The sequence below is a fragment of the Enterobacter sp. TCD1-1 genome (assembly GCF_020567405.1).
Lineage (GTDB): Bacteria > Pseudomonadota > Gammaproteobacteria > Enterobacterales > Enterobacteriaceae > Enterobacter > Enterobacter quasiroggenkampii.
This window is the reverse complement of record NZ_JAJCXF010000001.1, coordinates 2,671,695-2,693,466: the sequence shown is the minus strand read 5'-3', so window position 1 is coordinate 2,693,466 and position 21,772 is coordinate 2,671,695. Positions and strand designations below refer to the sequence as shown.

Genomic DNA, 21,772 nt, shown 5'->3' with positions numbered 1-21,772 from the left:
CTCAGAAGTGAAACGCCGTAGCGCCGATGGTAGTGTGGGGTCTCCCCATGTGAGAGTAGGGAACTGCCAGGCATCAATTAAGAAGAACCCCGTACCGGAAGGTGCGGGGTTTTTTGCTTTTGTTTTTCCACTCTGGCTTTTGTCTTAATCCCTTATCTTGCTAATGGAATGTGTGATCTCTGTCTCAATGTGATTTATAACAAAATTATAACATTTCATTTACGAGGTTATTGAGTCTCCAGGCTCAATACGCCGCAGTTTATGGCAGGAGCATAATCACAATGACAGAAAGCATGACATCAAACGGGACGCTGGCTCACAGTGATACCCGAAGAAGGGTATGGGCAATCATCAGCGCCTCTTCAGGGAATCTGGTTGAATGGTTCGACTTTTACGTCTACTCATTCTGTTCACTCTACTTTGCACATATTTTCTTCCCCTCCGGCAACACCACCACGCAGCTGCTACAAACGGCAGGAGTCTTCGCCGCAGGCTTCTTGATGCGACCCATCGGGGGATGGCTGTTCGGCCGTATTGCGGATCGTCGCGGGCGTAAGGCCTCTATGCTGATCTCGGTGTGCATGATGTGCTTTGGCTCGCTGGTGATCGCCTGCTTACCGGGATATGCATCGATTGGTACCTGGGCTCCGGCACTACTTTTGCTGGCACGCTTATTCCAGGGATTATCGGTGGGCGGTGAATACGGTACCAGTGCAACCTACATGAGTGAAATTGCACTGGAAGGCCGTAAAGGTTTTTACGCCTCATTCCAGTACGTCACGCTGATTGGCGGTCAACTGCTGGCCATTCTTGTGGTGGTGATCCTGCAGCAAATTCTGACGGACGAACAACTTCACGCCTGGGGATGGCGGATCCCTTTCGCAATGGGCGCTGTACTGGCGGTCGTTGCACTTTGGCTACGCCGTCAGCTAGATGAAACCTCTCAGAAAGAGGTCAGGATGCTGAAGGAGGCGGGAACATTCAAAGGATTATGGCGTAACCGTAAAGCTTTCCTGATGGTGCTGGGCTTCACCGCGGGCGGCTCTCTCAGTTTTTATACGTTCACCACCTATATGCAAAAATACCTGGTAAACACCACCGGCATGCACGCAAACGTCGCCAGCGTGGTCATGACCGTGGCACTGTTTGTCTTTATGCTCATACAGCCGATCGTCGGCGCGCTCTCGGATAAAATTGGCCGACGTACGTCGATGCTCATTTTTGGCGGATTGTCGGCATTATGTACCGTCCCCATTCTGACTGCGCTTCAGCATGTCTCTTCACCGTATGCTGCCTTTGCGCTGGTGATGGTGGCGATGGTGATTGTCAGTTTCTATACCTCCATCAGCGGGATACTGAAAGCCGAGATGTTCCCGGCGCAGGTCCGTGCATTAGGGGTAGGGCTCTCTTATGCGGTCGCCAACGCGGTGTTTGGCGGATCGGCGGAGTACGTAGCGCTGTCGCTTAAATCATGGGGAAGCGAAACGACATTCTTCTGGTACGTAACGGGAATGGGGGCACTGGCGTTTGTTGTCTCCCTGATGCTGCATCGCAAAGGGAAAGGCATTCGACTTTAATACCGCGCCATCTGCCATACGGCATAGCCGGTCGTTGCGCCAGCGACATCCCAGGCGAAATCTTTCCAGCTCCAGCCGCTCCCTGCGGGGCGGCTATCCCACAGTTCTTTTGATGCCCCAAGACTTACTGAGAACATCAGCCCGATCGCCGCGCTACGGTCCCGGCTGTATCCCTGATGCTGGGCATATTCATTACCGGCTGCGGACAACATCGCGGAGGCGAGAAAATGCTGTGCTTTATCCTGTCCGGACCAGCTATCGTTGGCCATATGGCTACAGCCACTCAGGAAAATGACGCTCAGTAACAGAGGAATACGCATCAACGGGCCCCATAAAAAAGCCCTGCGGGTGACAGGGCCTGGACATTACAGAATACGGCTGATAAGTCGGTCGATACGGATACGACGTAAGCGGCGAATAAGCTTGCGAACTTTCACCGGATAATCGGCAATGCTCTGCAGTTCGCGGTAGTGATTCACCACGGTTGTATGGGTGCGAATCAGCTCCAGCTCGCGTTCACGTTGGGCGGCTAACTCATGCTGCGGATCATGGATCAGGATAGCGTTTTCCAGATCCAGTCGCCACGCGCGCGGGTTCAGGTTGTTACCGGTCAGCAGCATCCACTCATCGTCGACCCACATGCCTTTCAGATGGTAACTATTGTCTTCATCTTTCCAGAGACGCACAACCAGCTGGTCAGTGTTGACGTAATACTGTAAGCGGCTCAGGAAACGGCGAAGGTTAATCTCATAGAGATAAGGCAATGCACCGATGATTTTGAACGGCTGATCTTCGGGAATAAAGAAGTCGTTTGCCGTTTTATCACCCACGATGATTTCCACTTTTTTACCCTCGCGCAGCAGCTGAATGATATTACGCACCAGCACGGCAGGAAGGTTGAAATACGGCGTGCAGATAGTGAGTTTCTGCTCCGCGCACGGCATCAGATGGAAAATCGTTTTGTTCAGCAGGCTCGATTTGCCGAGCCCTACCAGCGGGGTAACGGATAACTCTTCGTTATTCGCATCGCCCTGGAAATGATAGACCGCATCGCGCAGCTCCTGGCGGAAGGCGCGAACATCATTTTTGATTTCCGGGCTTTTAGGGCGCTCGGGATCGTCAAGACGATTAACACCACGGCCATGAACCAGATTTTTATCAACCCAGTTGAACATGATATCGGCCATCTGCGGATTACGGATCAGATGGTAACGGTCGTAGCGATATTTATCGAGCTGATGAAGGTAGACATCATTGAGACTGGCGCCGCTGTATAGCACGCTGTCATCAATAATGAACCCCTTGAAATGAAGAACGCCGAGCGCTTCACGGGTATTCACCGGGACGCCATAAACAGGCACGTCAACGCCAGGATTTTCCTGCGCTGTGCGGCAATACCAGTCAGCATTGGTGTTTGACGCGGCAGCGCCAATACGGCCACGCTGGGCGCGATGCCAGTCTACCAGCACGCGTACATCCAGTTCCGGACGCTGACGTTTGGCTTCATAGAGCGCGTTCAGGATCGCGCGCCCGCCTTCATCCTGTTCAAGATACAGTGCCACAATGCAAATGCGTCGCGTAGCGCTGGCAATCTTTTCCAGAAGCGTCTCCCGAAAATGAGCGGGAGCGTAAAAGAACTCTACATCATCAACTGACTGAGAAATCTTCGGTAGTTGAGCAAGGTGTTGTTGATGTTTATTACGCTTAAATTTTGACAACATCACAGTGCGTTTCTTCTCTGTTCATTGAAGGGTTGTCTGTACTATGCAAACAACATAAGCGGACAATGATACCACCAGTCCCGTCCAAAGTGGGTAACATTTCCAGTAGCTTACTCGCGTTTGTCTGCTGATGACAGACTGAGGGACAAGGCAACAATACCTTCGTCCAGCTGAATATCAACGTCAAACCCAAGTTTTCGCGCCAGGGTCACCATACCGCGATTGTTAGGCATAGTAATGCCATTAAGGCGTAACAATCCGTGATCTCGCGTATAACTGATGAGTTTTTCCAGCAGTCGTCTTCCCAGGCCCAGACCTTTAAGATCGGAGCGTACCAGCACGGCAAACTCCGCATCGACGTTATCCGGGTCAGAAATCGCACGCGTGACGCCGAGGATCTCATCACCCTTATCGGCGCGACGAACGGCAACAAACGCCATTTCTCGATCGTAGTCGATCTGGGTCATATTGGCTAAATCATCGTGGGTAAATTCGTTGATTTCGCTAAAATAGCGATAATAGAGATCCTCTTTCGTGACCTGAGAGATAAAGGCCCGCAGCTGGGGCTCATCTTCCGGCAGAATAGGGCGGAACAAGGCGCGTTCCCCATTTTTCATCTCAACCCACTCCTCCAGCTGCAGGGGATACGGGCGGATCGCCAGACGGCTTTCTCTGTCTCCTTCAAAGGGCGCGATATCCAGGGTCACGTCCAGCGCCGTAAACTCATTGCCGGAGGCGAGCAGCGGATGAATGTCCAGCCGCTGGATCTCGGCACAATCCACAATCAGGTTAGAGACCTGTACCAGGAACTGACTTAGCCCGGCAATATCAAGCGGACGCAGCGCGCTCCGGCCGCGGATCTTTTTGCTTTTGATCGCCTGGATAATCAGATAACGCGCCAGGTTCATGTTCAGCGGCGGTAACGCCACCACGGCCTGTTCCTCCGGGCGCCACTCCACACCGCCTTCCCCCAGCATGATGAGCGGGCCGAAGACGGGATCGTGTTCGACCACCACCCGTAACTCCTGAGCGCCTGCGCGGTTAGCCATGCTTTGCACCAGCAAGCCGTGGATCCTTGCCTGTGGCCACGCCATTTTGACCCGGTCAAAAATGGCATCTGCGGCCTGCTGCACCTCAGTCGCCGTTCGCAGGTAGAGCATCACCCCCTGGACGTCAGACTTATGCGGGATATCCGGGGAGCGCAGCTTCAGGGCAACCGGATAGCCAATCTGCTCGGCAATATGCACGGCCTCAGCACTGTCGCTGGCGATCCAGGTCGGCAGGGTCTGCATCCCGTAGCTGCCCAGAATGGGCTGGACTTCATGCGTATCCAGCGACGTCGCGCCTTCTTCGATTGCCTGCTGCAACAGCCGGTGAACGTCGACGGTATTGGCCGTCAGATTACCGGGCAACGCCGGCGTCTCGCGGAGCTGTTTCTGATTGCGGCGATATTCCACCATGTGCATAAACGCGGTAATGGTGCCTTCCGGCGTGCGGTAGGTTGGCAGTCCGGCTTCGCTGAACAGGCGCCGAGCCTCCTGCGAAGAAAACTCACCGCACCAGTTGGTCAGCAGGGTGACATATTTGCCTCGCGGATGATTGCGCACGGCCTCAATGAGCGCGCGCGCGCTTTCGCTGCCCGGCGCGACCGCGCTGGGGGAGTGGATAATCATCAGCGCATCGAAATCCTGGCTATCCAGCAAAATGGAAATGGCCCTGATATAGCGGTCACTGCTGGCGTCATCGCGCAAATCAAGCGGATTGCCTGGCGTCACGCTGGCCGGAAGCGCGTCTTTCAGGCGCTGCAGCGTCTCTTCGCTCAGCGTGGCCAGCTTGCCGAAACGCCGCCACAGCTCATCCAGGGCGAGTGCGGCAGGGGCGGCGCCGTTACTGACAATCATTAACTTCTCGCCGCGCAACGGGCGCATATGGCTTAACGTCTCAACGGCGGAAAAAAGCTCGTGCGTATCCTGTACCCGCAGCAAACCCGCGCGCTGAATGGCGGCGTCCCAGGCGGGATCCATGCCGGAATGCGAATGCAGCAGACGCTGTGCCGCAGGGCTGCGTCCGCTTTTGATCACCAGGATCGGCTTATTGCGCGACGCGCTTCGCGACGCCGAGACAAAACGACGCGCGTCGCTGAGGTGCTCAAGATAAAGCAGGATCGCACTGGTTTTGCCGTCGCGCGCCAGAAAATCCAGTAGCTCATCGACGTCGATATCCAGACTGTCGCCGAGCGCAATGAAGTAGGAGAATCCCATTTCACGCTGCTGCGCCCAGTCGAGAATGGTGTTCGATACTGCAGCCGACTGCGAGATAAACGCGAGCTTGCCTTTGCGGATTGGAACCGGAGAGAAGCTGGCATTCAGCCCCTGCCAGGGGGCGAGCAGGCCCAGACTGTTTGGCCCAAGAATGCGCATTTGATAGCGGCTGGCGCAGGCCAGAAGCTCGGCTTTCTGTTCAGGCGGAGACGAGAGAATAATGCAGGTTTTACAGCCTTTCTTGCCGAGCGATTCCAGCAGTTCCGGATTCCGTTTTGCGTTTGTACACAGTACGGCAAGATCCGGTACGAAAGGCAGGCTCTGTACATCAGGCCATGCAAGCACTCCCTGAACCGCCTTATACGCCGGTGTGACGGGCATGACGGGACCATTAAATCCCCCGGCCAGCAGGTTGCGCATCATCAGATAGCCAGCACGATCCGGTTTCATTGATGCGCCGATGACGGCAATGGATTTAGGACGAAGTAGCGCTTCTAACCCTCGCTGGCTCATGCAGGCCTCCTGTGAATGCAAGCGACCTGATGATTTTAAACGCTTTCCGTCTCGGCTGCTGTGACGCTGCCCTTATGAACGGTTTTTCCCGCCAGATAGCGTTCCCGGAAACAGGAGAAATGGTTGCCCAGGGCGTGAGCCGCAGCGGTATCACCCGCCAGGTCCAGAAGCGCAATGGCCACTTCGGCGGTGCAGTATTGCCCGTCAGCATGCGCTTCACGCAGGCGATAGGCGGAGACGCGGGACAGATCGACAGAAATCACCGGCAGTGCGTCGAGATACGGGCTTTTACGAAACATTTTTCGCGCTTCGGTCCAGGTGCCGTCCAGCATAATAAACAACGGCGGTTTACCGGATGGCGGCGTCGAAAGCACCTGGCGATCGACACCTGCATATGACGCAGGGAAAACGACCATCGGCTGATAGTCCGGGCTTGCCACTAAGTCGAGCAGCGCCTGAGGGGGCTCAGTACGGGACCACTGAAATGCCGAGGTATCCGGCAGAATATCGGCAATGAGGCGACCTGTATTGCTGGGCTTCATCGGCTCGGTATCAAACATGACCAGACAAAAACGGCTCTGGGCCGTACTCGGCGCCAGCGTCTCGCACAGGCAAACCTTCAGCGGCAGCAGGCAGCGCTGACAGCGGCGAATACGGTTTCCGCGCGCGAGGAAGGGGCGGGTAGCGCGCGCAAGGCGTTCGGCGCGTAATTGAAGAACAGCGTTATCAGTCATGGGCGAAATGCAGGAAAAACCCTATTTTCGCAGAGGCGAGAACGGGGCACAAGATGTGCCCCGAGAATGTTACAGCGACTCGTTTAACCAGCTTTCAAAAGGCGCTTTAGGCACCGCACCGTTGAGCATATCGAGCACTTCACCATTTTTGAAAATCATAATGGTCGGGATGCTGCGAATGCGAAAACGGGCGCTCAGTTCAGGTTCAGCTTCAGTATTGACCTTAACGAAACGTATTTTTCCGCTGCGCTCTTCGGCCACGTCTTCGAAGATCGGCGCGAAGCTACGACATGGGCCGCACCAGGGCGCCCAGAAATCAACCACAACAGGAAGATCGTCCTTGAGGAGTTTGTCCAGCGTAGCACCCGTCGCGTTAATGACCTCGCCATCAAACAATTCATGGCCGCAGCGTCCGCATTTCGCACCATCTTCAATCCGATCGTCCGGAATGCGGTTAAGAGCCTGACAGTTGGCACATACGGTATTCATAACTAACCTCTGATAGAGCCGTGGGACAGCGGCAAAATGCCGATAATGTTTCTAATATGTTACATATTATCAATGAGCCTGTTTGAAACAACAATGCGTTTTATTCAATGAGAACAATAGTCACAGGCTTTTGTACGAAATTATGGCTATGCGCTGGCACATCGGGTAATCTGCGCGCTTCGCGCAGCGCTGGTGGAGAAAAGCATGAACGACGAAATGAAAAATAAAAGCGGCAAGGTCAAAGTGATGTATGTCCGCAGTGATGATGACTCTGATAAACGCACCCAAAATCCGCGTACCGGAAAAGGTGGCGGGCGTCCGGCGTCTTCTCGTGCAGACGGTGGCCGTCGCCCCGCCCGCGATGACAGAAACAACCGCGGTGATGACCGCAAACGTGATGACCGCAAGCGTGACGATCGCAAACGCGATGACCGTCCACGGGATGACTTCTCACGTGATAACGCCTCCCCGTGGCGCACCGTTTCTCGTGCCCCTGGCGACGAAACGCCAGAAAAGGCCGATCACGGCGGTATCAGCGGTAAAAGCTTTATCGACCCGGAAGTGCTGCGCCGTCAGCGTGCGGAAGAGACTCGCGTGTATGGTGAAAACGCCTGCCAGGCGCTGTTCCTGAGCCGTCCTGAATGTATCGTCCGCGCCTGGTTTATTCAGAGCGTAACCCCGCGCTTTAAAGAAGCGCTGCGCTGGATGGCGGCAAACCGCAAAGCCTACCACGTGGTTGATGATGCCGAGCTGACCAAAGCATCCGGTACCGAACACCACGGCGGCGTCTGCTTCCTGATCAAAAAACGTAACGGTACGACCGTTCAGCAGTGGGTCAGTCAGGCGGATGCCGATGACTGTGTACTGGCGCTGGAAGACGTGGGCAACCCGCATAACCTGGGCGCAATGATGCGTAGCTGCGCTCACTTTGGCGTGAAAGGCGTGCTGTTGCAGGATGCCGCGCTGCTGGAATCCGGTGCCGCGATCCGTACTGCGGAAGGCGGAGCCGAACACGTACAGCCGATCACCGGCGACAGCGTGCTGGATGCCCTTGAGCAGTTCCGTAAAGCGGGTTATTCCATCGTGACCACCTCGAGCCATGCCGGTACGCCGCTGTTTAAAGCGACGCTGCCACGCAAAATGGTGCTGGTGCTGGGTCAGGAACGCGATGGTCTGTCTGATGCGGCCCTCTCCAGTGCGGATCTGAGCGTCTCTATTGATGGGACAGGCAATGTGGAAAGTCTGAACGTATCCGTTGCGACCGGTGTACTGCTGGCCGAGTGGTGGCGTCAGAATAAGGCATAAGCCCCTTCATGTGCCGGGTCAGACCCGGCACATTCAAATACTATTCGCTCTCTGCCGGTAACACAGGCATCCAGTCAATGGGCGTTTCGCCACGTTTTTTCAGCCATTCGTTCGCCAGAACAAAATGATTACTGCCAAAGAAACCGCGATGTGCAGACAGCGGTGACGGGTGCGGCGCTTTCAACACGTGATGACGCTGACGGTCAATAATCGCCCCTTTCTTCTGCGCGTGCGATCCCCAGAGTAAAAACACGACCCCTTCACGGTGTTCGTTGATCAGGCTGATGACTTTATCGGTGAACGTCTCCCAGCCCAGGCTGGCGTGCGAGTGCGCCTGGCCGGCCCGAACGGTGAGTACCGTGTTCAATAACAGCACGCCCTGACGCGCCCAGCTTTCCAGGTAGCCATGGTTTGGTCGGGTAAACCCGGGCACGGTTCCCTCAAGCTCTTTATACATGTTGAGCAGAGAAGGGGGGATCGCCACGCCGGGACGTACGGAAAACGCCAGCCCATGCGCCTGACCCGGGCCGTGATAGGGATCCTGGCCCAGAATGACCACTTTCACATCGCTCAGTTCGGTGTAGCGAAAGGCGTTGAACACATCTTTCTGCGGCGGGTAAATCGTCTGTCCGGACTGGCGCTCAGCCGCAACGGTGCTGAGCGTATTGATAAAATAGGGCTGCTGCTTTTCTTCTGCCAGCACGTCATGCCAGGTTAAAGGTGTCGTCATCTCGCTCTCCTGCGAATTTCAATCTCTGACTAGCTTACCTGTTAAAGCCCGGTGAGCAAAATAGCACACTGAAATGCGCGCTAAGTGGCTAAATTTATGTTGAAAATGTGCAGGTTAAATTGAATTGGTAAGGTCATGAAATTGATCTAAAGCAATAAATTCAAACCACACTCTTTATGTGGTTGGTGTTTTTGTTGATTTAAATCAATAAATCACCGGGGTGTGAATGATATATATACACACAAGAAACAATGGTTTTACCAATTGGCCGCGAGAGGCCGACATCAGTTAATGTAGCCTAAGGGAGGCAACACATGATTACAGGTATCCAGATTACTAAAGCTGCAAATGACGATCTGCTCAACTCTTTCTGGCTGCTGGACAGCGAGAAAAACGAAGCGCGCTGTGTCGTCGCGAAAGCGGGTTTTGCTGAAGATGAAATCGTGCCGGTGAGCAAACTGGGCGAAATCGAATACCGTGAAATTCCAATGGAAGTGAAACCGGAAGTGCGCGTGGAAGGTGGTCAGCACCTGAACGTAAACGTACTGCGTCGCGAAACGCTGATGGACGCGGTTGAGCACCCAGAAAAATACCCTCAGCTGACCATTCGCGTGTCCGGCTATGCGGTACGCTTCAACTCTCTGACCCCAGAACAGCAGCGCGACGTTATCGCGCGTACCTTTACTGAAAGCCTGTAAGGCTTCAGCTACGGGGGGAATAAAAAAGCCGGGGATTTCCCCGGCTTTTTTTTACTCTTCCGTTTTTGTCTCTGGTGCAGCAGAGCTTGGCTTACGGCGCTTACCAATATTTTTGGTATCGCGGTGGCGCTGCTTCACGCGCGGTTTCTCTTTTTCTTTCTCTTTTCTCTCAGCACGTTTCGCGAGCGCTTTCTTGGACGGTTTACCCGTCATTTTTTCACTCGGCGCACGCGTGGTTGGGCGCAGGCCATCAATAACGCGCGCTTTCAGCGGCTCGTCAACATAGCGGCCAATTTTCTGCAGCAGCAGGTAGTCATGCGCTTCGACCAGTGAAATCGCAATCCCTTTGCGGCCCGCGCGGCCGGTACGGCCAATACGGTGCAGATAGGTATCGCCGCTGCGCGGCATATCGAAGTTAATGACGTGGCTGACGTCAGGGATGTCGATCCCGCGAGCGGCAACGTCTGTAGCAACCAGCACGTTAACGCGGCCATCGGTCAGGCGCTTAATGCCTTCGGTACGCTTGATCTGCGCCATCTCGCCTTCAAGATAGCAGTTGTTGATCCCGGCGTTACGCAGCATTTCTGCCAGCTCATGCACGCGCTCGCGCTTACGGACAAACACGATTGTGCGCAGCGCATCTTCCTGCTTCAGCAGGTGTTTGAGCAATTCGACCTTGTGCTCAAGGTTGTCCGCGCGGTAGTACCACTGGTGGATCTTCTTACGCTCACGGGTGGACGGCGTCGCCGACACTTCTACCGGATCTTCCAGCAGACGCTCTGCGAAGTCTTTAATCGCTTCCCCTTCGAGGGTGGCAGAGAACAGCATCGTCTGGTTACGCCAGCGCGTTTCCCCGGCAATGTGCTCGATATCCTGTGCGAAGCCCATGTCCAGCATACGGTCGGCTTCGTCGAGGATCAGCGTTTCAACCGCACGGCAGTCGAAGTTCTCTTCTTTAATGTACTGCAGCAGGCGGCCCGTCGTCGCAACGACGATGTCCTGGTTTTCGCTGAACACTTCGGCGTGGTTCATATACGCAACGCCGCCGGTGATGGTCGCGATATCCAAGTGGGTATTTGCCGCAAGTTCACGCGCGTGATCGGCCACCTGCATGGCCAGTTCGCGCGTCGGCGTCAGGATTAAAATACGCGGCGGGCCAGATTTTTTACGTGGAAAATCGAGCAGATGCTGCAACACAGGCAGCAAATAGGCTGCTGTCTTCCCCGTGCCGGTTGGCGCAGAACCGAGCACATCGCGGCCCTCAAGCGCAGGCGGAATGGCCGCTGCCTGAATGGCGGTCGGGCGTGTAAAGCCTTTGCTCTCAAGTGCATTGAGCAGGCTTTCATCGAGTTCAAGTTCGGAAAAAGTCGTTACAGTCATGTTCTACCTCTGTGTGGGGCGCTGATTATAGACGTTACGGCTGTAATCTTCATCTGTTTGTATGGATATCGCTTTTCGGCCACTTCGCTTTCCCCTATGCTACTCCAGTTTCACTTAGAAGGTTGCTCCGACATGTCTCAACTCAAAGCGCAGCTGCGCCGCGATGGTTTTACGTTTAAACAATTTTTTGTCGCTCACGATCGCTGTGCCATGAAGGTCGGTACGGACGGTATTTTACTGGGCGCGTGGGCGCCTGTCGCAGGGGTTAAGCGTATTCTTGATATCGGTACCGGCAGCGGGCTGGTGGCGTTAATGCTGGCGCAGCGCACGGAAGAACATGTCACCATCGATGCCGTCGAACTGGATGCGCAGGCGGCAGAGCAGGCAAGTGAAAATGTGGCCGAATCCCCCTGGGCTGCCCGCATGAAAGTGGACTGCGCCGATGTGCTCGCCTGGGCGCCTGAACAAACCGCGCGTTACGACCTGATCGTCAGCAACCCTCCCTACTATGCGCCCGGCGTTGAGTGCGGGACACCCGAGCGCGAACAGGCGCGTTATACCCGTTCCCTCGATCATAAAGCGCTGCTCACCAGTGCGGCCGAACTCATCTCCGAAGAAGGCTTTTTCTGCGTGGTCCTGCCAGAGAGTACCGGCAACACGTTCATCGGTATCGCGCAGGAGATTGGCTGGACGTTACGTCTGCGTACCGATATTTCGGATACGGAAGGGCGACTGCCACACCGCGTGCTGCTGGCGCTCTCGCCGAAAGAGGGTGAATGCTTTAACGATCGAATGGTGATCCGTGGGCCAGACCAGCGTTATTCCGAAGATTACACTGCCCTGACCCAGGCGTTTTATCTGTTTATGTAAACCTGCGGGGCGAGGATCGACGGGCCGGACTCCGCAAGCTGATCCGGATAGTCCAGCGTATAGTGCAACCCGCGACTCTCTTTACGCATCATCGCGCAGCGAACGATCAGCTCGGCAACCTGCACCAGATTGCGCAACTCCAGCAGATTATTCGATACGCGGAAATTGGCATAATACTCATCAATTTCCTGCTGCAGCATGGTGATGCGGCGCAGCGCGCGCTCAAGACGTTTCGTGGTACGCACAATCCCGACGTAATCCCACATGAACAGCCGTAGCTCATGCCAGTTATGCTGGATCACGACCAGCTCGTCCGGATTTTCCACGCGGCTTTCATCCCAGGCAGGCAGGCGCTCTGTCTCGCGGGCGTAGGGCATGCGTTTGGTGATGTCTTCTGCGGCCGACCAGCCGTAGACCAGGCACTCAAGCAGCGAGTTAGACGCCATACGGTTCGCGCCATGAAGCCCGGTATAGCTGACCTCACCGATAGCATACAGGCCATCGACATCGGTACGCCCATGATCGTCAACCATCACCCCACCGCAGGTATAGTGGGCGGCTGGCACAATTGGCACCGGATCGCGCGTTAAATCGATGCCAAGGTTGAGCAGCTTTTCGTAAATCATCGGGAAATGCTGGCGAATAAACTCTGCAGGCTTGTGGCTGATATCAAGATACATGCAATCCACGCCAAGACGCTTCATTTCATGGTCGATGGCGCGGGCAACGATATCGCGCGGAGCCAGTTCGCCACGAGAGTCAAAGTCTGGCATAAAGCGGGTGCCGTCAGGGCGTTTCAGATAGGCGCCTTCGCCGCGCAGGGCTTCCGTCAGCAGGAAGTTGCGCGCCTGAGGATGGAACAGGGCGGTTGGGTGAAACTGATTGAACTCAAGGTTCGCCACCCGGCAGCCGGCGCGCCAGGCCATCGCGATACCGTCTCCGGAGGCAATGTCCGGGTTCGTAGTGTACTGATACACTTTAGAGGCACCGCCCGTGGCCAGCACTACAGCTTTCGCCTGGCAAGTTTCCACCTTCTCTTTATTGCGGTTCCAGACCCAGGCGCCCACCACGCGACGCGTGCCCGGCAGGCCAATCTTGTCGGAGATAATCAGGTCAACGGCGTTACTTCGTTCAAGCACCCGAATATTAGGATGGCTCAGCGCCTTGCCGACCAGCGTGGTCTCCACTTCTTTACCGGTGGCATCCGCTGCGTGCAGGATGCGGCGGTGGCTATGACCGCCTTCGCGCGTCAGATGGTAGCTCTCTTCACCGTTGGGTTGAACCTGCGTATCGAATAAGACGCCCTGGTCGATGAGCCACTGCACGCAATGGCGGGCATTGCTGGCGACAAACTCTGCGGCGTGCGCATCCACGATCCCGGCCCCGGCAATCAGCGTATCGTCGACGTGGGAGGCAATGCTGTCTGTCTCATCAAACACGGCGGCAATCCCGCCCTGGGCATAAAACGTGGAACCCTCGCTTATCGGCCCTTTACTCAGAACGATAACGTTTTGATGCTCGGCCAGGCGTAGCGCCAGAGAGAGACCGGCAGCGCCGCTGCCGATGATCAGTACATCACAATGGAGTTCAGGTGTTGTGTTCATGATTGTTGTTTAATTTACTAAACAGTGTTGGGCCAGAATAGCACCTGAATGCGATTTATCGCACGTTTTTTTTAATGACTGTTGCAATGACTAAACGCGTAAGCAGAGGTAAACGGAGGGTAAATGAGTGAAATTATTTTGCGAAGCAGATCGTTAGCGTCAGATTTTGTGATGAAATAAAGACTGGCTTGCGTTACTCTTCTGGCGGGAAAAAGATGTTTCTTGTCAGAAAGTGGTGCGTATCGTGAACAGACTTATAATGAGAGAAAATGAACAGTCTGCGGCGCGATGAACAAAAACAAAGGCGTTACGGAACTTATTGAAGATCAGACACTCTAATTCGGTGCTTGCTCAAAGTGCGGTATTTTTAGAGTGGCGTTTCGATAACGCGTGGAATTTAGGTTTGGGGAGACATTACCTCGGATGAGCGAGCAGTTAACGGACCAGGTCCTGGTTGAACGGGTCCAGAAGGGAGATCAGAAAGCCTTTAACTTACTGGTGGTGCGCTACCAGCATAAGGTGGCGAGCCTGGTTTCCCGCTATGTACCGTCAGGCGATGTGCCTGATGTGGTGCAAGAGTCTTTTATTAAGGCCTATCGCGCGCTGGATTCGTTCCGGGGAGATAGTGCTTTTTATACCTGGCTGTACCGTATTGCGGTCAATACGGCAAAGAATTATCTGGTCGCTCAGGGCCGTCGTCCGCCTTCTAGTGATGTGGACGCAATCGACGCCGAAAACTTCGAAAGTGGCGGCGCATTGAAAGAAATTTCGAACCCTGAGAACTTAATGTTGTCAGAAGAACTGAGACAAATCGTTTTTCGCACGATCGAGTCGCTTCCGGAAGATTTACGCATGGCAATTACGTTACGGGAGCTGGATGGTCTGAGCTATGAAGAGATAGCCGCTATCATGGATTGTCCGGTCGGCACGGTACGTTCACGAATTTTCCGTGCGCGAGAAGCTATTGATAATAAAGTTCAACCGCTTATCAGGCGTTGACGATAGCGGGATACTGGAAAAGGTATTAGGCATGCAGAAAGAAAAACTTTCCGCTTTAATGGATGGTGAAACGGTGGATAGTGAGCTGCTCAACGAGCTGTCTCATTCTCCCGAAATGCAAGAGACCTGGGAGAGTTACCATCTCATCCGTGACACCCTTCGCGGTGACACCGGCGAGGTTCTCCATTTCGATATCTCAGCCCGCGTCATGGCGGCGATTGAGAATGAGCCTGTTCATCAGACCACTCCGCTGATTCCTGAAGCTCAACCCGCGCCTCACCAGTGGCAGAAAATGCCATTCTGGCAAAAGGTGCGTCCGTGGGCCAGCCAGCTTACCCAAATGGGTGTGGCTGCATGCGTATCGCTTGCAGTTATCGTTGGCGTCCAGCACTATAATACTCAGTCTGAAACTAATCAGCAGCCAGAAGCGCCAGTGTTTAACACACTGCCGATGATGGGCAAAGCCAGCCCGGTAAGCCTGGGCGTACCGGCTGATGCTTCCGCCAGCGGCGGTCAGCAACAGCAGGTTCAGGAGCAGCGCCGTCGCATTAATGCGATGTTGCAGGATTACGAGTTGCAGCGTCGTCTGCACTCTGAACAGCTTCAGTTTGAGCAGGCGCAGACACAGCAAGCTGCTGTGCAGGTGCCCGGAAACCAAACTTTAGGAACGCAATCGCAGTAATGAAGCAACTTTGGTTCGCCATGTCTCTGATGGCGGGTAGCCTGTTCTTCTCTGCCAACGCCTCGGCTGATGTATCATCCGGGGCGTTGTTGCAGCAAATGAATCTGGCCAGCCAGTCACTCAATTACGAGTTGGCATTTATCAGCATCAATAAGCAGGGCGTCGAGTCGTTACGCTATCGCCATGCCCGTCTTGATAATCAGCCGCTCGCCCAGCTTTTACAGATGGATGGCCCGCGTCGGGAAGTTGTCCAGCGTGGTAACGAAATCAGCTATTTCGAGCCCGGCCTGGAGCCTTTCACGCTGAATGGCGACTATATCGTTGATTCTCTGCCGTCACTCATTTACACCGACTTCAAACGGCTGGCCCCTTACTACGATTTTATCTCGGTAGGGCGTACGCGTATTGCGGACAGACTGTGTGAGGTGATCCGTGTTGTCGCCCGGGATGGAACGCGCTACAGCTATATTGTCTGGATCGACGCGGAAACCAAGCTCCCCATGCGTGTAGATCTGCTTGACCGTGACGGTGAAACGCTGGAACAGTTCCGCGTTATCTCCTTCAGCGTGAACAATCAGGTTGGCAACAGCATGCAGAATCTGGCTAAGGCCAGCCTGCCGCCGCTGCTTTCCGTTCCGGCAGGCGATTCCGTTAATTTCAACTGGGTACCTGCCTGGATCCCACAAGGGTTTAGCGAAGTGTCCAGCAGCCGTCGTCAACTGCCAACGATTGAAACGCCGGTGGAATCGCGCCTGTATTCCGATGGTTTGTTCAGCTTCTCGGTGAATATCAATCGCGCAACGGCAAACAGCGCCGAACAAATGCTGCGTACCGGGCGCCGTACGGTGAGCACAACGGTACGCGATAACGCAGAGATCACCATTGTGGGTGAACTTCCTCCGCAAACGGCGAAGCGCATCTCCGACAGCATTAAATTCAGGGCCGCACAATGATCAAAGAGTGGGCGACGGTAGTCTCGTGGCAAAACGGCATTGCGCTGGTGAGTTGCGATGTAAAAGCCTCATGCAATAGCTGCGCATCCCGAGCCGGTTGCGGCAGCCGCGTGCTGAATAAGCTCGGGCCGCAAACATCGCACACGATTTCTGTGCCAAGCGAACAGCCGCTGATGGCCGGGCAGAAGGTTGAACTGGGCATCGCGGAAGGCAGTCTGCTCAGCTCCGCCATGCTGGTCTATCTCTCTCCGCTGATCGGGCTGTTTATTATGGGCGGCGTTTTCCAGATGCTGTTTGGCACCGACGGAGCCGCCATGTGCGGTGCCGCATTAGGTGGTCTGGGGGGATTCTGGCTTGCCAAAGGCCTCTCCCCGACGCTTGCCGCGCGCGAGGAGTGGCAGCCTGTCATTCTCAGCGTTGGGCTGGCACCAGACCAGCTTCGCGTAGAGACGCTCTCTTCTGAGGCCCGGTGATTCATCGGGCTTTATCATTTTTACGTCTTAAAACAGAAAACGTCCTTTCTTCACGCTATACCCGGCGCTAAGTCCATTTCCAGGTAGCGGAGATGTAGTGTAGAATGCTGCGTTTTCGCACTGAAAAACGTCAGGCTAAGAACAGCGGCCTCCAGGAATTCGTAAGGCATAATTATTTAACTATATGAAGAACATACGTAACTTTTCGATCATTGCTCACATTGACCACGGTAAGTCGACGCTGTCTGACCGTATTATCCAGATTTGCGGTGGCCTGTCTGATCGTGAAATGGAAGCCCAGGTTCTGGACTCCATGGACCTGGAACGCGAACGCGGTATCACCATCAAAGCGCAGAGCGTCACGCTGGATTACAAGGCGGCTGATGGCGAAACCTATCAGCTGAACTTTATCGACACCCCAGGCCACGTTGACTTCTCCTATGAGGTTTCACGCTCGCTCGCTGCCTGTGAAGGCGCGCTGCTGGTAGTCGATGCCGGGCAGGGCGTAGAAGCCCAGACCCTGGCAAACTGCTACACCGCGATGGAAATGGACCTCGAAGTTGTGCCGGTTCTGAACAAGATTGACCTGCCAGCCGCCGATCCTGAGCGCGTCGCGGAAGAGATTGAAGATATTGTCGGCATTGACGCGACCGATGCCGTGCGCTGCTCTGCTAAAACCGGTGTCGGCGTGACCGACGTGCTGGAACGCCTGGTGCGTGATATTCCGGCCCCGGAAGGCGATCCGGATGCCCCGCTGCAGGCGCTGATTATCGACTCCTGGTTCGATAACTATCTGGGCGTTGTCTCCCTGGTGCGTATTAAAAACGGCACTATGCGCAAAGGCGACAAAATCAAGGTTATGAGTACCGGACAGGTTTACAACGCCGACCGTCTGGGTATCTTCACGCCAAAACAGGTTGACCGTACCGAGCTGACATGCGGCGAGGTAGGCTGGCTGGTATGCGCCATCAAAGACATCCTCGGTGCACCGGTGGGCGATACCCTGACCGGTGCGCGTAATCCGGCAGAAAAAGCGCTGCCGGGCTTTAAAAAGGTGAAGCCGCAGGTTTACGCGGGCCTGTTCCCGGTTAGCTCTGACGACTATGAAAACTTCCGTGATGCGCTTGGCAAGCTGAGCCTGAACGATGCCTCCCTGTTCTACGAGCCAGAAAGCTCAACGGCGCTGGGCTTCGGCTTCCGCTGCGGCTTCCTCGGCCTGCTGCACATGGAGATCATTCAGGAACGTCTGGAGCGTGAATACGATCTGGACCTGATCACCACCGCGCCGACGGTAGTGTATGAAGTTGAAACCACCTCGAAAGAAGTGATCTACGTCGACAGCCCGTCCAAGCTGCCGCCGCTGAACAATATTCACGAGCTGCGTGAGCCTATTGCCGAATGTCACATGCTGCTGCCGCAGGAATTCCTCGGTAACGTCATTACGCTGTGTATTGAGAAGCGCGGCGTGCAGACCAACATGGTTTACCACGGTAACCAGGTCGCGCTGACCTACGAAATCCCGATGGCGGAAGTGGTACTCGACTTCTTCGACCGTCTGAAGTCCACCTCCCGTGGCTATGCGTCACTGGATTACAACTTCAAACGCTTCCAGGCCTCCAACATGGTGCGTGTGGACGTGCTGATCAACGGCGAGCGTGTGGATGCGCTGGCGCTGATCACCCACAACGACAATGCGCCATACCGTGGTCGCGAACTGGTTGAGAAGATGAAAGATCTGATCCCGCGTCAGCAGTTCGATATCGCGATTCAGGCGGCGATTGGCAACCACATTATCGCGCGATCCACCGTGAAACAGCTGCGTAAAAACGTTCTGGCGAAGTGCTATGGCGGTGACGTCAGCCGTAAGAAAAAGCTGCTCCAGAAGCAGAAAGAAGGTAAGAAGCGTATGAAGCAGGTCGGTAACGTCGAGCTGCCGCAGGAAGCATTCCTTGCCATCCTTCATGTTGGTAAAGACGGCAAATAACCCTAAGGAGTTGGCATGGCGAACATGTTTGCCCTGATCCTGGTCATTGCTACCCTGGTGACAGGTCTGCTGTGGTGTCTGGATAAGTTTATCTTCGCCCCAAAACGTCGTGAACGTCAGGCTGCCGCACAGGCAGCCACAGGCGATGGTATTGACGCGAAAACCCTGAAGAAAGTCGGTCCGAAACCGGGCTGGCTGGAAACGGGCGCCTCGGTGTTTCCGGTGCTGGCGATTGTGCTGGTGGTACGTTCGTTTATTTACGAACCGTTCCAGATCCCATCAGGTTCAATGATGCCAACGCTGCTGATTGGTGATTTTATTCTGGTAGAGAAGTTTGCCTACGGCATTAAAGATCCGATCTACCAGAAAACGCTGATCGAAACCGGTCATCCGAAACGTGGCGACATCGTGGTGTTCAAATATCCGGAAGATCCGCGCCTGGACTACATCAAGCGTGCGGTAGGTCTGCCGGGTGACAAAGTGACTTACGATCCGGTTGCGAAAGAAGTCACCGTTCAGCCAGGCTGCAGTTCCGGTACCGCATGTGAAAACGCGCTGCCAATCACCTACTCAAACGTCGAGCCAAGTGATTTTGTGCAGACCTTTGCCCGTCATAACGGCGGTGAAGCGACCAGCGGATTCTTCCAGGTACCGAAAGGCGAAACCAAAGATAACGGTATCCGTCTGGTTGAGCGCAAAGAGACGCTGGGCGACGTGACGCACCGGATCCTCACCGTGCCAATCGCGCAGGATCAGCTGGGTATGTACTATCGTCAGCCGGGTCAGCAGCTGGCAAGCTGGATTGTACCGCCGGGCCATTACTTCATGATGGGTGACAACCGCGATAATTCTGCGGACAGCCGTTACTGGGGCTTTGTGCCGGAAGCGAATCTGGTGGGTAAAGCGACCGCGATCTGGATGAGTTTTGAGAAGCAGGAAGGCGAATGGCCGACCGGCGTACGCCTGAATCGTATTGGCGGAATCCATTAATTCTCACTAAATGAACGTGTAGCCGCTAATTAAAGCGGCTACACGAATTATTTCACCGATAAATCTCTTCGAACTAACGACATCCCCTGTCGTTGTGTATAGAATATTCCCCCGAAGTTTAAGGTTGGCCCTGCAAGGGTGCCACGGCACACGAAACCGCGTTGGTTTTCTCAGGTCGGTTTCGTGTGCTGCATTTTTGACGCATTCATTTATTGGTATCGCATGAACCCCATCGTAATTAATCGGCTTCAACGGAAGCTGGGCTACACTTTTCATCATCAGGAGTTGTTGCAACAGGCATTAACCCACCGCAGTGCCAGCAGCAAACATAATGAGCGTCTCGAGTTTTTAGGCGACTCTATTTTAAGTTTCGTGATTGCGAATGCGCTTTATCATCGTTTCCCGCGTGTGGATGAAGGGGATATGAGCCGCATGCGTGCCACGCTGGTTCGGGGTAATACCCTTGCGGAAATCGCGCGCGAATTTGAACTGGGCGAATGTCTGCGTCTTGGGCCGGGTGAACTGAAAAGCGGCGGCTTCCGTCGTGAATCTATTCTTGCCGATACGGTCGAAGCATTAATTGGTGGTGTGTTCCTGGACAGCGATATCCAGACCGTCGAAAAGCTGATCCTGAACTGGTATCAGACCCGTCTGGACGAAATTAGCCCGGGCGATAAACAAAAAGATCCGAAAACGCGCCTGCAGGAATATTTGCAGGGTCGTCATCTGCCGCTGCCATCTTATCTGGTGGTGCAGGTTCGTGGCGAAGCGCACGATCAGGAATTTACCATCCATTGCCAGGTCAGTGGCCTGAGTGAACCGGTGGTGGGCACAGGTTCAAGCCGTCGTAAGGCTGAACAGGCTGCCGCCGAACAGGCGTTAAAAATGCTGGAGCTGGAATGAGCGAAGAAAAGACCTATTGCGGATTTATTGCCATCGTCGGACGTCCGAACGTTGGCAAATCTACTCTGCTGAATAATCTGCTTGGGCAGAAGATTTCTATCACCTCGCGTAAGGCGCAGACCACGCGTCACCGCATCGTCGGGATCCATACTGAAGGCGCGTATCAGGCGATTTACGTCGATACCCCGGGCCTGCACATGGAAGAGAAGCGTGCCATCAACCGTCTGATGAACAAGGCGGCGAGCAGCTCGATTGGCGACGTGGAGCTGGTGATTTTCGTTGTGGAAGGCACCCGCTGGACGCCGGACGACGAGATGGTGCTGAACAAGCTGCGCGACGGTAAAACGCCGGTCATCCTCGCCGTCAACAAAGTTGACAACGTGCAGGAAAAGGCCGATCTGCTGCCGCATCTGCAGTGGCTCGGTAGCCAGATGAACTTCCTTGATATCGTCCCGCTGTCTGCGGAGACGGGGCTGAACGTGGACACCATCGCGGGCATCGTGCGTAAGCACCTCCCGGAAGCGATTCACCACTTCCCGGAAGAGTACATCACCGATCGTTCTCAGCGCTTTATGGCGTCTGAAATCATCCGTGAAAAGCTGATGCGTTTCCTGGGTGCTGAACTGCCGTACTCTGTGACGGTGGAGATCGAGCGTTTCCAGAGCAACGAGCGTGGCGGCTACGACATCAACGGCCTGATCCTCGTTGAGCGTGAAGGGCAGAAGAAGATGGTGATCGGCAACAAAGGCGCCAAGATCAAAACCATCGGTATCGAAGCCCGTAAGGACATGCAGGAGATGTTCGAAGCGCCGGTTCACCTCGAACTGTGGGTGAAAGTGAAATCTGGCTGGGCCGATGATGAGCGTGCTCTGCGCAGCCTCGGTTACGGCGAAGACCAGTAACTCA

Annotated in this window: 21 protein-coding genes; 13 read left to right on the top strand and 8 right to left on the bottom strand. The window is 54.8% G+C overall.

What is annotated here, in order from left to right:
• Window positions 1-281: 281 nt before the first annotated feature.
• The gene (locus tag LJA86_RS12815) at window positions 282-1,577 is read left to right on the top strand and encodes an MFS transporter (protein ID WP_045908524.1); all 1,296 of its coding nucleotides are present in this window, start codon (window positions 282-284) and stop codon (window positions 1,575-1,577) included.
• Here LJA86_RS12815 and LJA86_RS12810 read toward each other — a convergent pair.
• The 5 genes from LJA86_RS12810 to trxC form a co-directional block, all read right to left on the bottom strand.
• Entirely contained in the window at window positions 1,574-1,897 is a 324-nt protein-coding gene (locus tag LJA86_RS12810; protein ID WP_045908525.1) for a YfiM family lipoprotein, read from the bottom strand. The genes LJA86_RS12815 and LJA86_RS12810 overlap by 4 nt on opposite strands.
• A gap of 45 nt (window positions 1,898-1,942) precedes the next feature.
• The gene (gene pssA, locus LJA86_RS12805; RefSeq protein WP_023294337.1) at window positions 1,943-3,298 is read right to left on the bottom strand and encodes a CDP-diacylglycerol--serine O-phosphatidyltransferase; all 1,356 of its coding nucleotides are present in this window, start codon (window positions 3,296-3,298) and stop codon (window positions 1,943-1,945) included.
• Window positions 3,299-3,408: 110 nt separating this feature from the next.
• Window positions 3,409-6,072, bottom strand: coding sequence for a bifunctional acetate--CoA ligase family protein/GNAT family N-acetyltransferase (locus LJA86_RS12795; protein WP_048029571.1), 2,664 nt, complete (start codon window positions 6,070-6,072; stop codon window positions 3,409-3,411).
• 35 nt (window positions 6,073-6,107) lie between these two features.
• Window positions 6,108-6,806: a tRNA-uridine aminocarboxypropyltransferase gene (gene tapT, locus LJA86_RS12790; protein ID WP_045908527.1), complete on the bottom strand. Its 699-nt coding sequence runs from the start codon at window positions 6,804-6,806 to the stop codon at window positions 6,108-6,110.
• A gap of 69 nt (window positions 6,807-6,875) precedes the next feature.
• Window positions 6,876-7,295 carry a thioredoxin TrxC gene (gene trxC / locus LJA86_RS12785; RefSeq protein WP_045908528.1) on the bottom strand — a complete coding sequence of 140 codons (420 nt, stop codon included), beginning with the start codon at window positions 7,293-7,295 and terminating at the stop codon, window positions 6,876-6,878.
• Window positions 7,296-7,499: 204 nt separating this feature from the next.
• Between trxC and LJA86_RS12780 the strand changes: the two genes are divergently transcribed.
• The gene (locus LJA86_RS12780) at window positions 7,500-8,600 is read left to right on the top strand and encodes a tRNA/rRNA methyltransferase (RefSeq protein WP_045908529.1); all 1,101 of its coding nucleotides are present in this window, start codon (window positions 7,500-7,502) and stop codon (window positions 8,598-8,600) included.
• Between the two features lie 40 nt (window positions 8,601-8,640).
• Here LJA86_RS12780 and ung read toward each other — a convergent pair whose 3' ends face one another.
• Window positions 8,641-9,330, bottom strand: coding sequence for a uracil-DNA glycosylase (gene ung / locus LJA86_RS12775; RefSeq protein ID WP_111967874.1), 690 nt, complete (start codon window positions 9,328-9,330; stop codon window positions 8,641-8,643).
• 314 nt (window positions 9,331-9,644) lie between these two features.
• On the opposite strand from ung, the gene grcA reads away from it, so the two are divergent.
• Window positions 9,645-10,028, top strand: a complete 384-nt coding sequence (grcA, locus tag LJA86_RS12770) for an autonomous glycyl radical cofactor GrcA (protein ID WP_008502190.1) — start codon at window positions 9,645-9,647, stop codon at window positions 10,026-10,028.
• Window positions 10,029-10,079: 51 nt separating this feature from the next.
• On the opposite strand, the gene srmB is transcribed toward grcA, so the two are convergent.
• A complete protein-coding gene (gene srmB, locus LJA86_RS12765; RefSeq protein WP_023344704.1) occupies window positions 10,080-11,408 on the bottom strand; it encodes an ATP-dependent RNA helicase SrmB in 1,329 nt (442 codons plus the stop codon).
• A gap of 132 nt (window positions 11,409-11,540) precedes the next feature.
• Here srmB and trmN point away from each other — a divergent pair, with 132 nt between their 5' ends.
• A complete protein-coding gene (gene trmN / locus LJA86_RS12760; protein WP_045908530.1) occupies window positions 11,541-12,278 on the top strand; it encodes a tRNA(1)(Val) (adenine(37)-N(6))-methyltransferase TrmN in 738 nt (245 codons plus the stop codon).
• Here the strand turns inward: trmN and nadB are convergent.
• Complete coding sequence (nadB, locus tag LJA86_RS12755; protein WP_045908531.1) at window positions 12,263-13,882, bottom strand: L-aspartate oxidase; 1,620 nt, start codon at window positions 13,880-13,882, stop codon at window positions 12,263-12,265. The genes trmN and nadB overlap by 16 nt on opposite strands.
• 343 nt (window positions 13,883-14,225) lie before the next feature.
• Between nadB and rseD the strand changes: the two genes are divergently transcribed.
• The 9 genes from rseD (at window position 14,226) to era (ending at window position 21,768) form a co-directional block, all read left to right on the top strand.
• The gene (gene rseD / locus LJA86_RS22285; protein ID WP_223605340.1) at window positions 14,226-14,309 is read left to right on the top strand and encodes a rpoE leader peptide RseD; all 84 of its coding nucleotides are present in this window, start codon (window positions 14,226-14,228) and stop codon (window positions 14,307-14,309) included.
• Complete coding sequence (gene rpoE, locus LJA86_RS12745; protein WP_006176728.1) at window positions 14,306-14,881, top strand: RNA polymerase sigma factor RpoE; 576 nt, start codon at window positions 14,306-14,308, stop codon at window positions 14,879-14,881. Before rseD ends, rpoE begins: the two co-directional genes overlap by 4 nt.
• Before the next feature lie 31 nt (window positions 14,882-14,912).
• Complete coding sequence (gene rseA, locus LJA86_RS12740; RefSeq protein ID WP_008502186.1) at window positions 14,913-15,563, top strand: anti-sigma-E factor RseA; 651 nt, start codon at window positions 14,913-14,915, stop codon at window positions 15,561-15,563.
• Window positions 15,563-16,516: a sigma-E factor regulatory protein RseB gene (gene rseB / locus LJA86_RS12735; protein ID WP_023308851.1), complete on the top strand. Its 954-nt coding sequence runs from the start codon at window positions 15,563-15,565 to the stop codon at window positions 16,514-16,516. The genes rseA and rseB overlap by 1 nt, the downstream gene beginning before the upstream one ends.
• Window positions 16,513-16,989: a SoxR-reducing system protein RseC gene (rseC, locus tag LJA86_RS12730; RefSeq protein ID WP_032653064.1), complete on the top strand. Its 477-nt coding sequence runs from the start codon at window positions 16,513-16,515 to the stop codon at window positions 16,987-16,989. Before rseB ends, rseC begins: the two co-directional genes overlap by 4 nt.
• A 184-nt stretch (window positions 16,990-17,173) precedes the next feature.
• Window positions 17,174-18,973 (top strand): translation elongation factor 4, encoded by a 1,800-nt coding sequence (gene lepA, locus LJA86_RS12725; RefSeq protein ID WP_008502183.1) that lies wholly within the window; start codon window positions 17,174-17,176, stop codon window positions 18,971-18,973.
• 15 nt (window positions 18,974-18,988) lie between these two features.
• Window positions 18,989-19,963 (top strand): signal peptidase I, encoded by a 975-nt coding sequence (lepB, locus tag LJA86_RS12720; RefSeq protein ID WP_045908532.1) that lies wholly within the window; start codon window positions 18,989-18,991, stop codon window positions 19,961-19,963.
• Window positions 19,964-20,185: 222 nt separating this feature from the next.
• Window positions 20,186-20,866: a ribonuclease III gene (rnc, locus tag LJA86_RS12715; RefSeq protein WP_003860711.1), complete on the top strand. Its 681-nt coding sequence runs from the start codon at window positions 20,186-20,188 to the stop codon at window positions 20,864-20,866.
• A complete protein-coding gene (gene era / locus LJA86_RS12710; protein ID WP_008502181.1) occupies window positions 20,863-21,768 on the top strand; it encodes a GTPase Era in 906 nt (301 codons plus the stop codon). Before rnc ends, era begins: the two co-directional genes overlap by 4 nt.
• The last annotated feature ends 4 nt before the right edge of the window (window positions 21,769-21,772 follow it).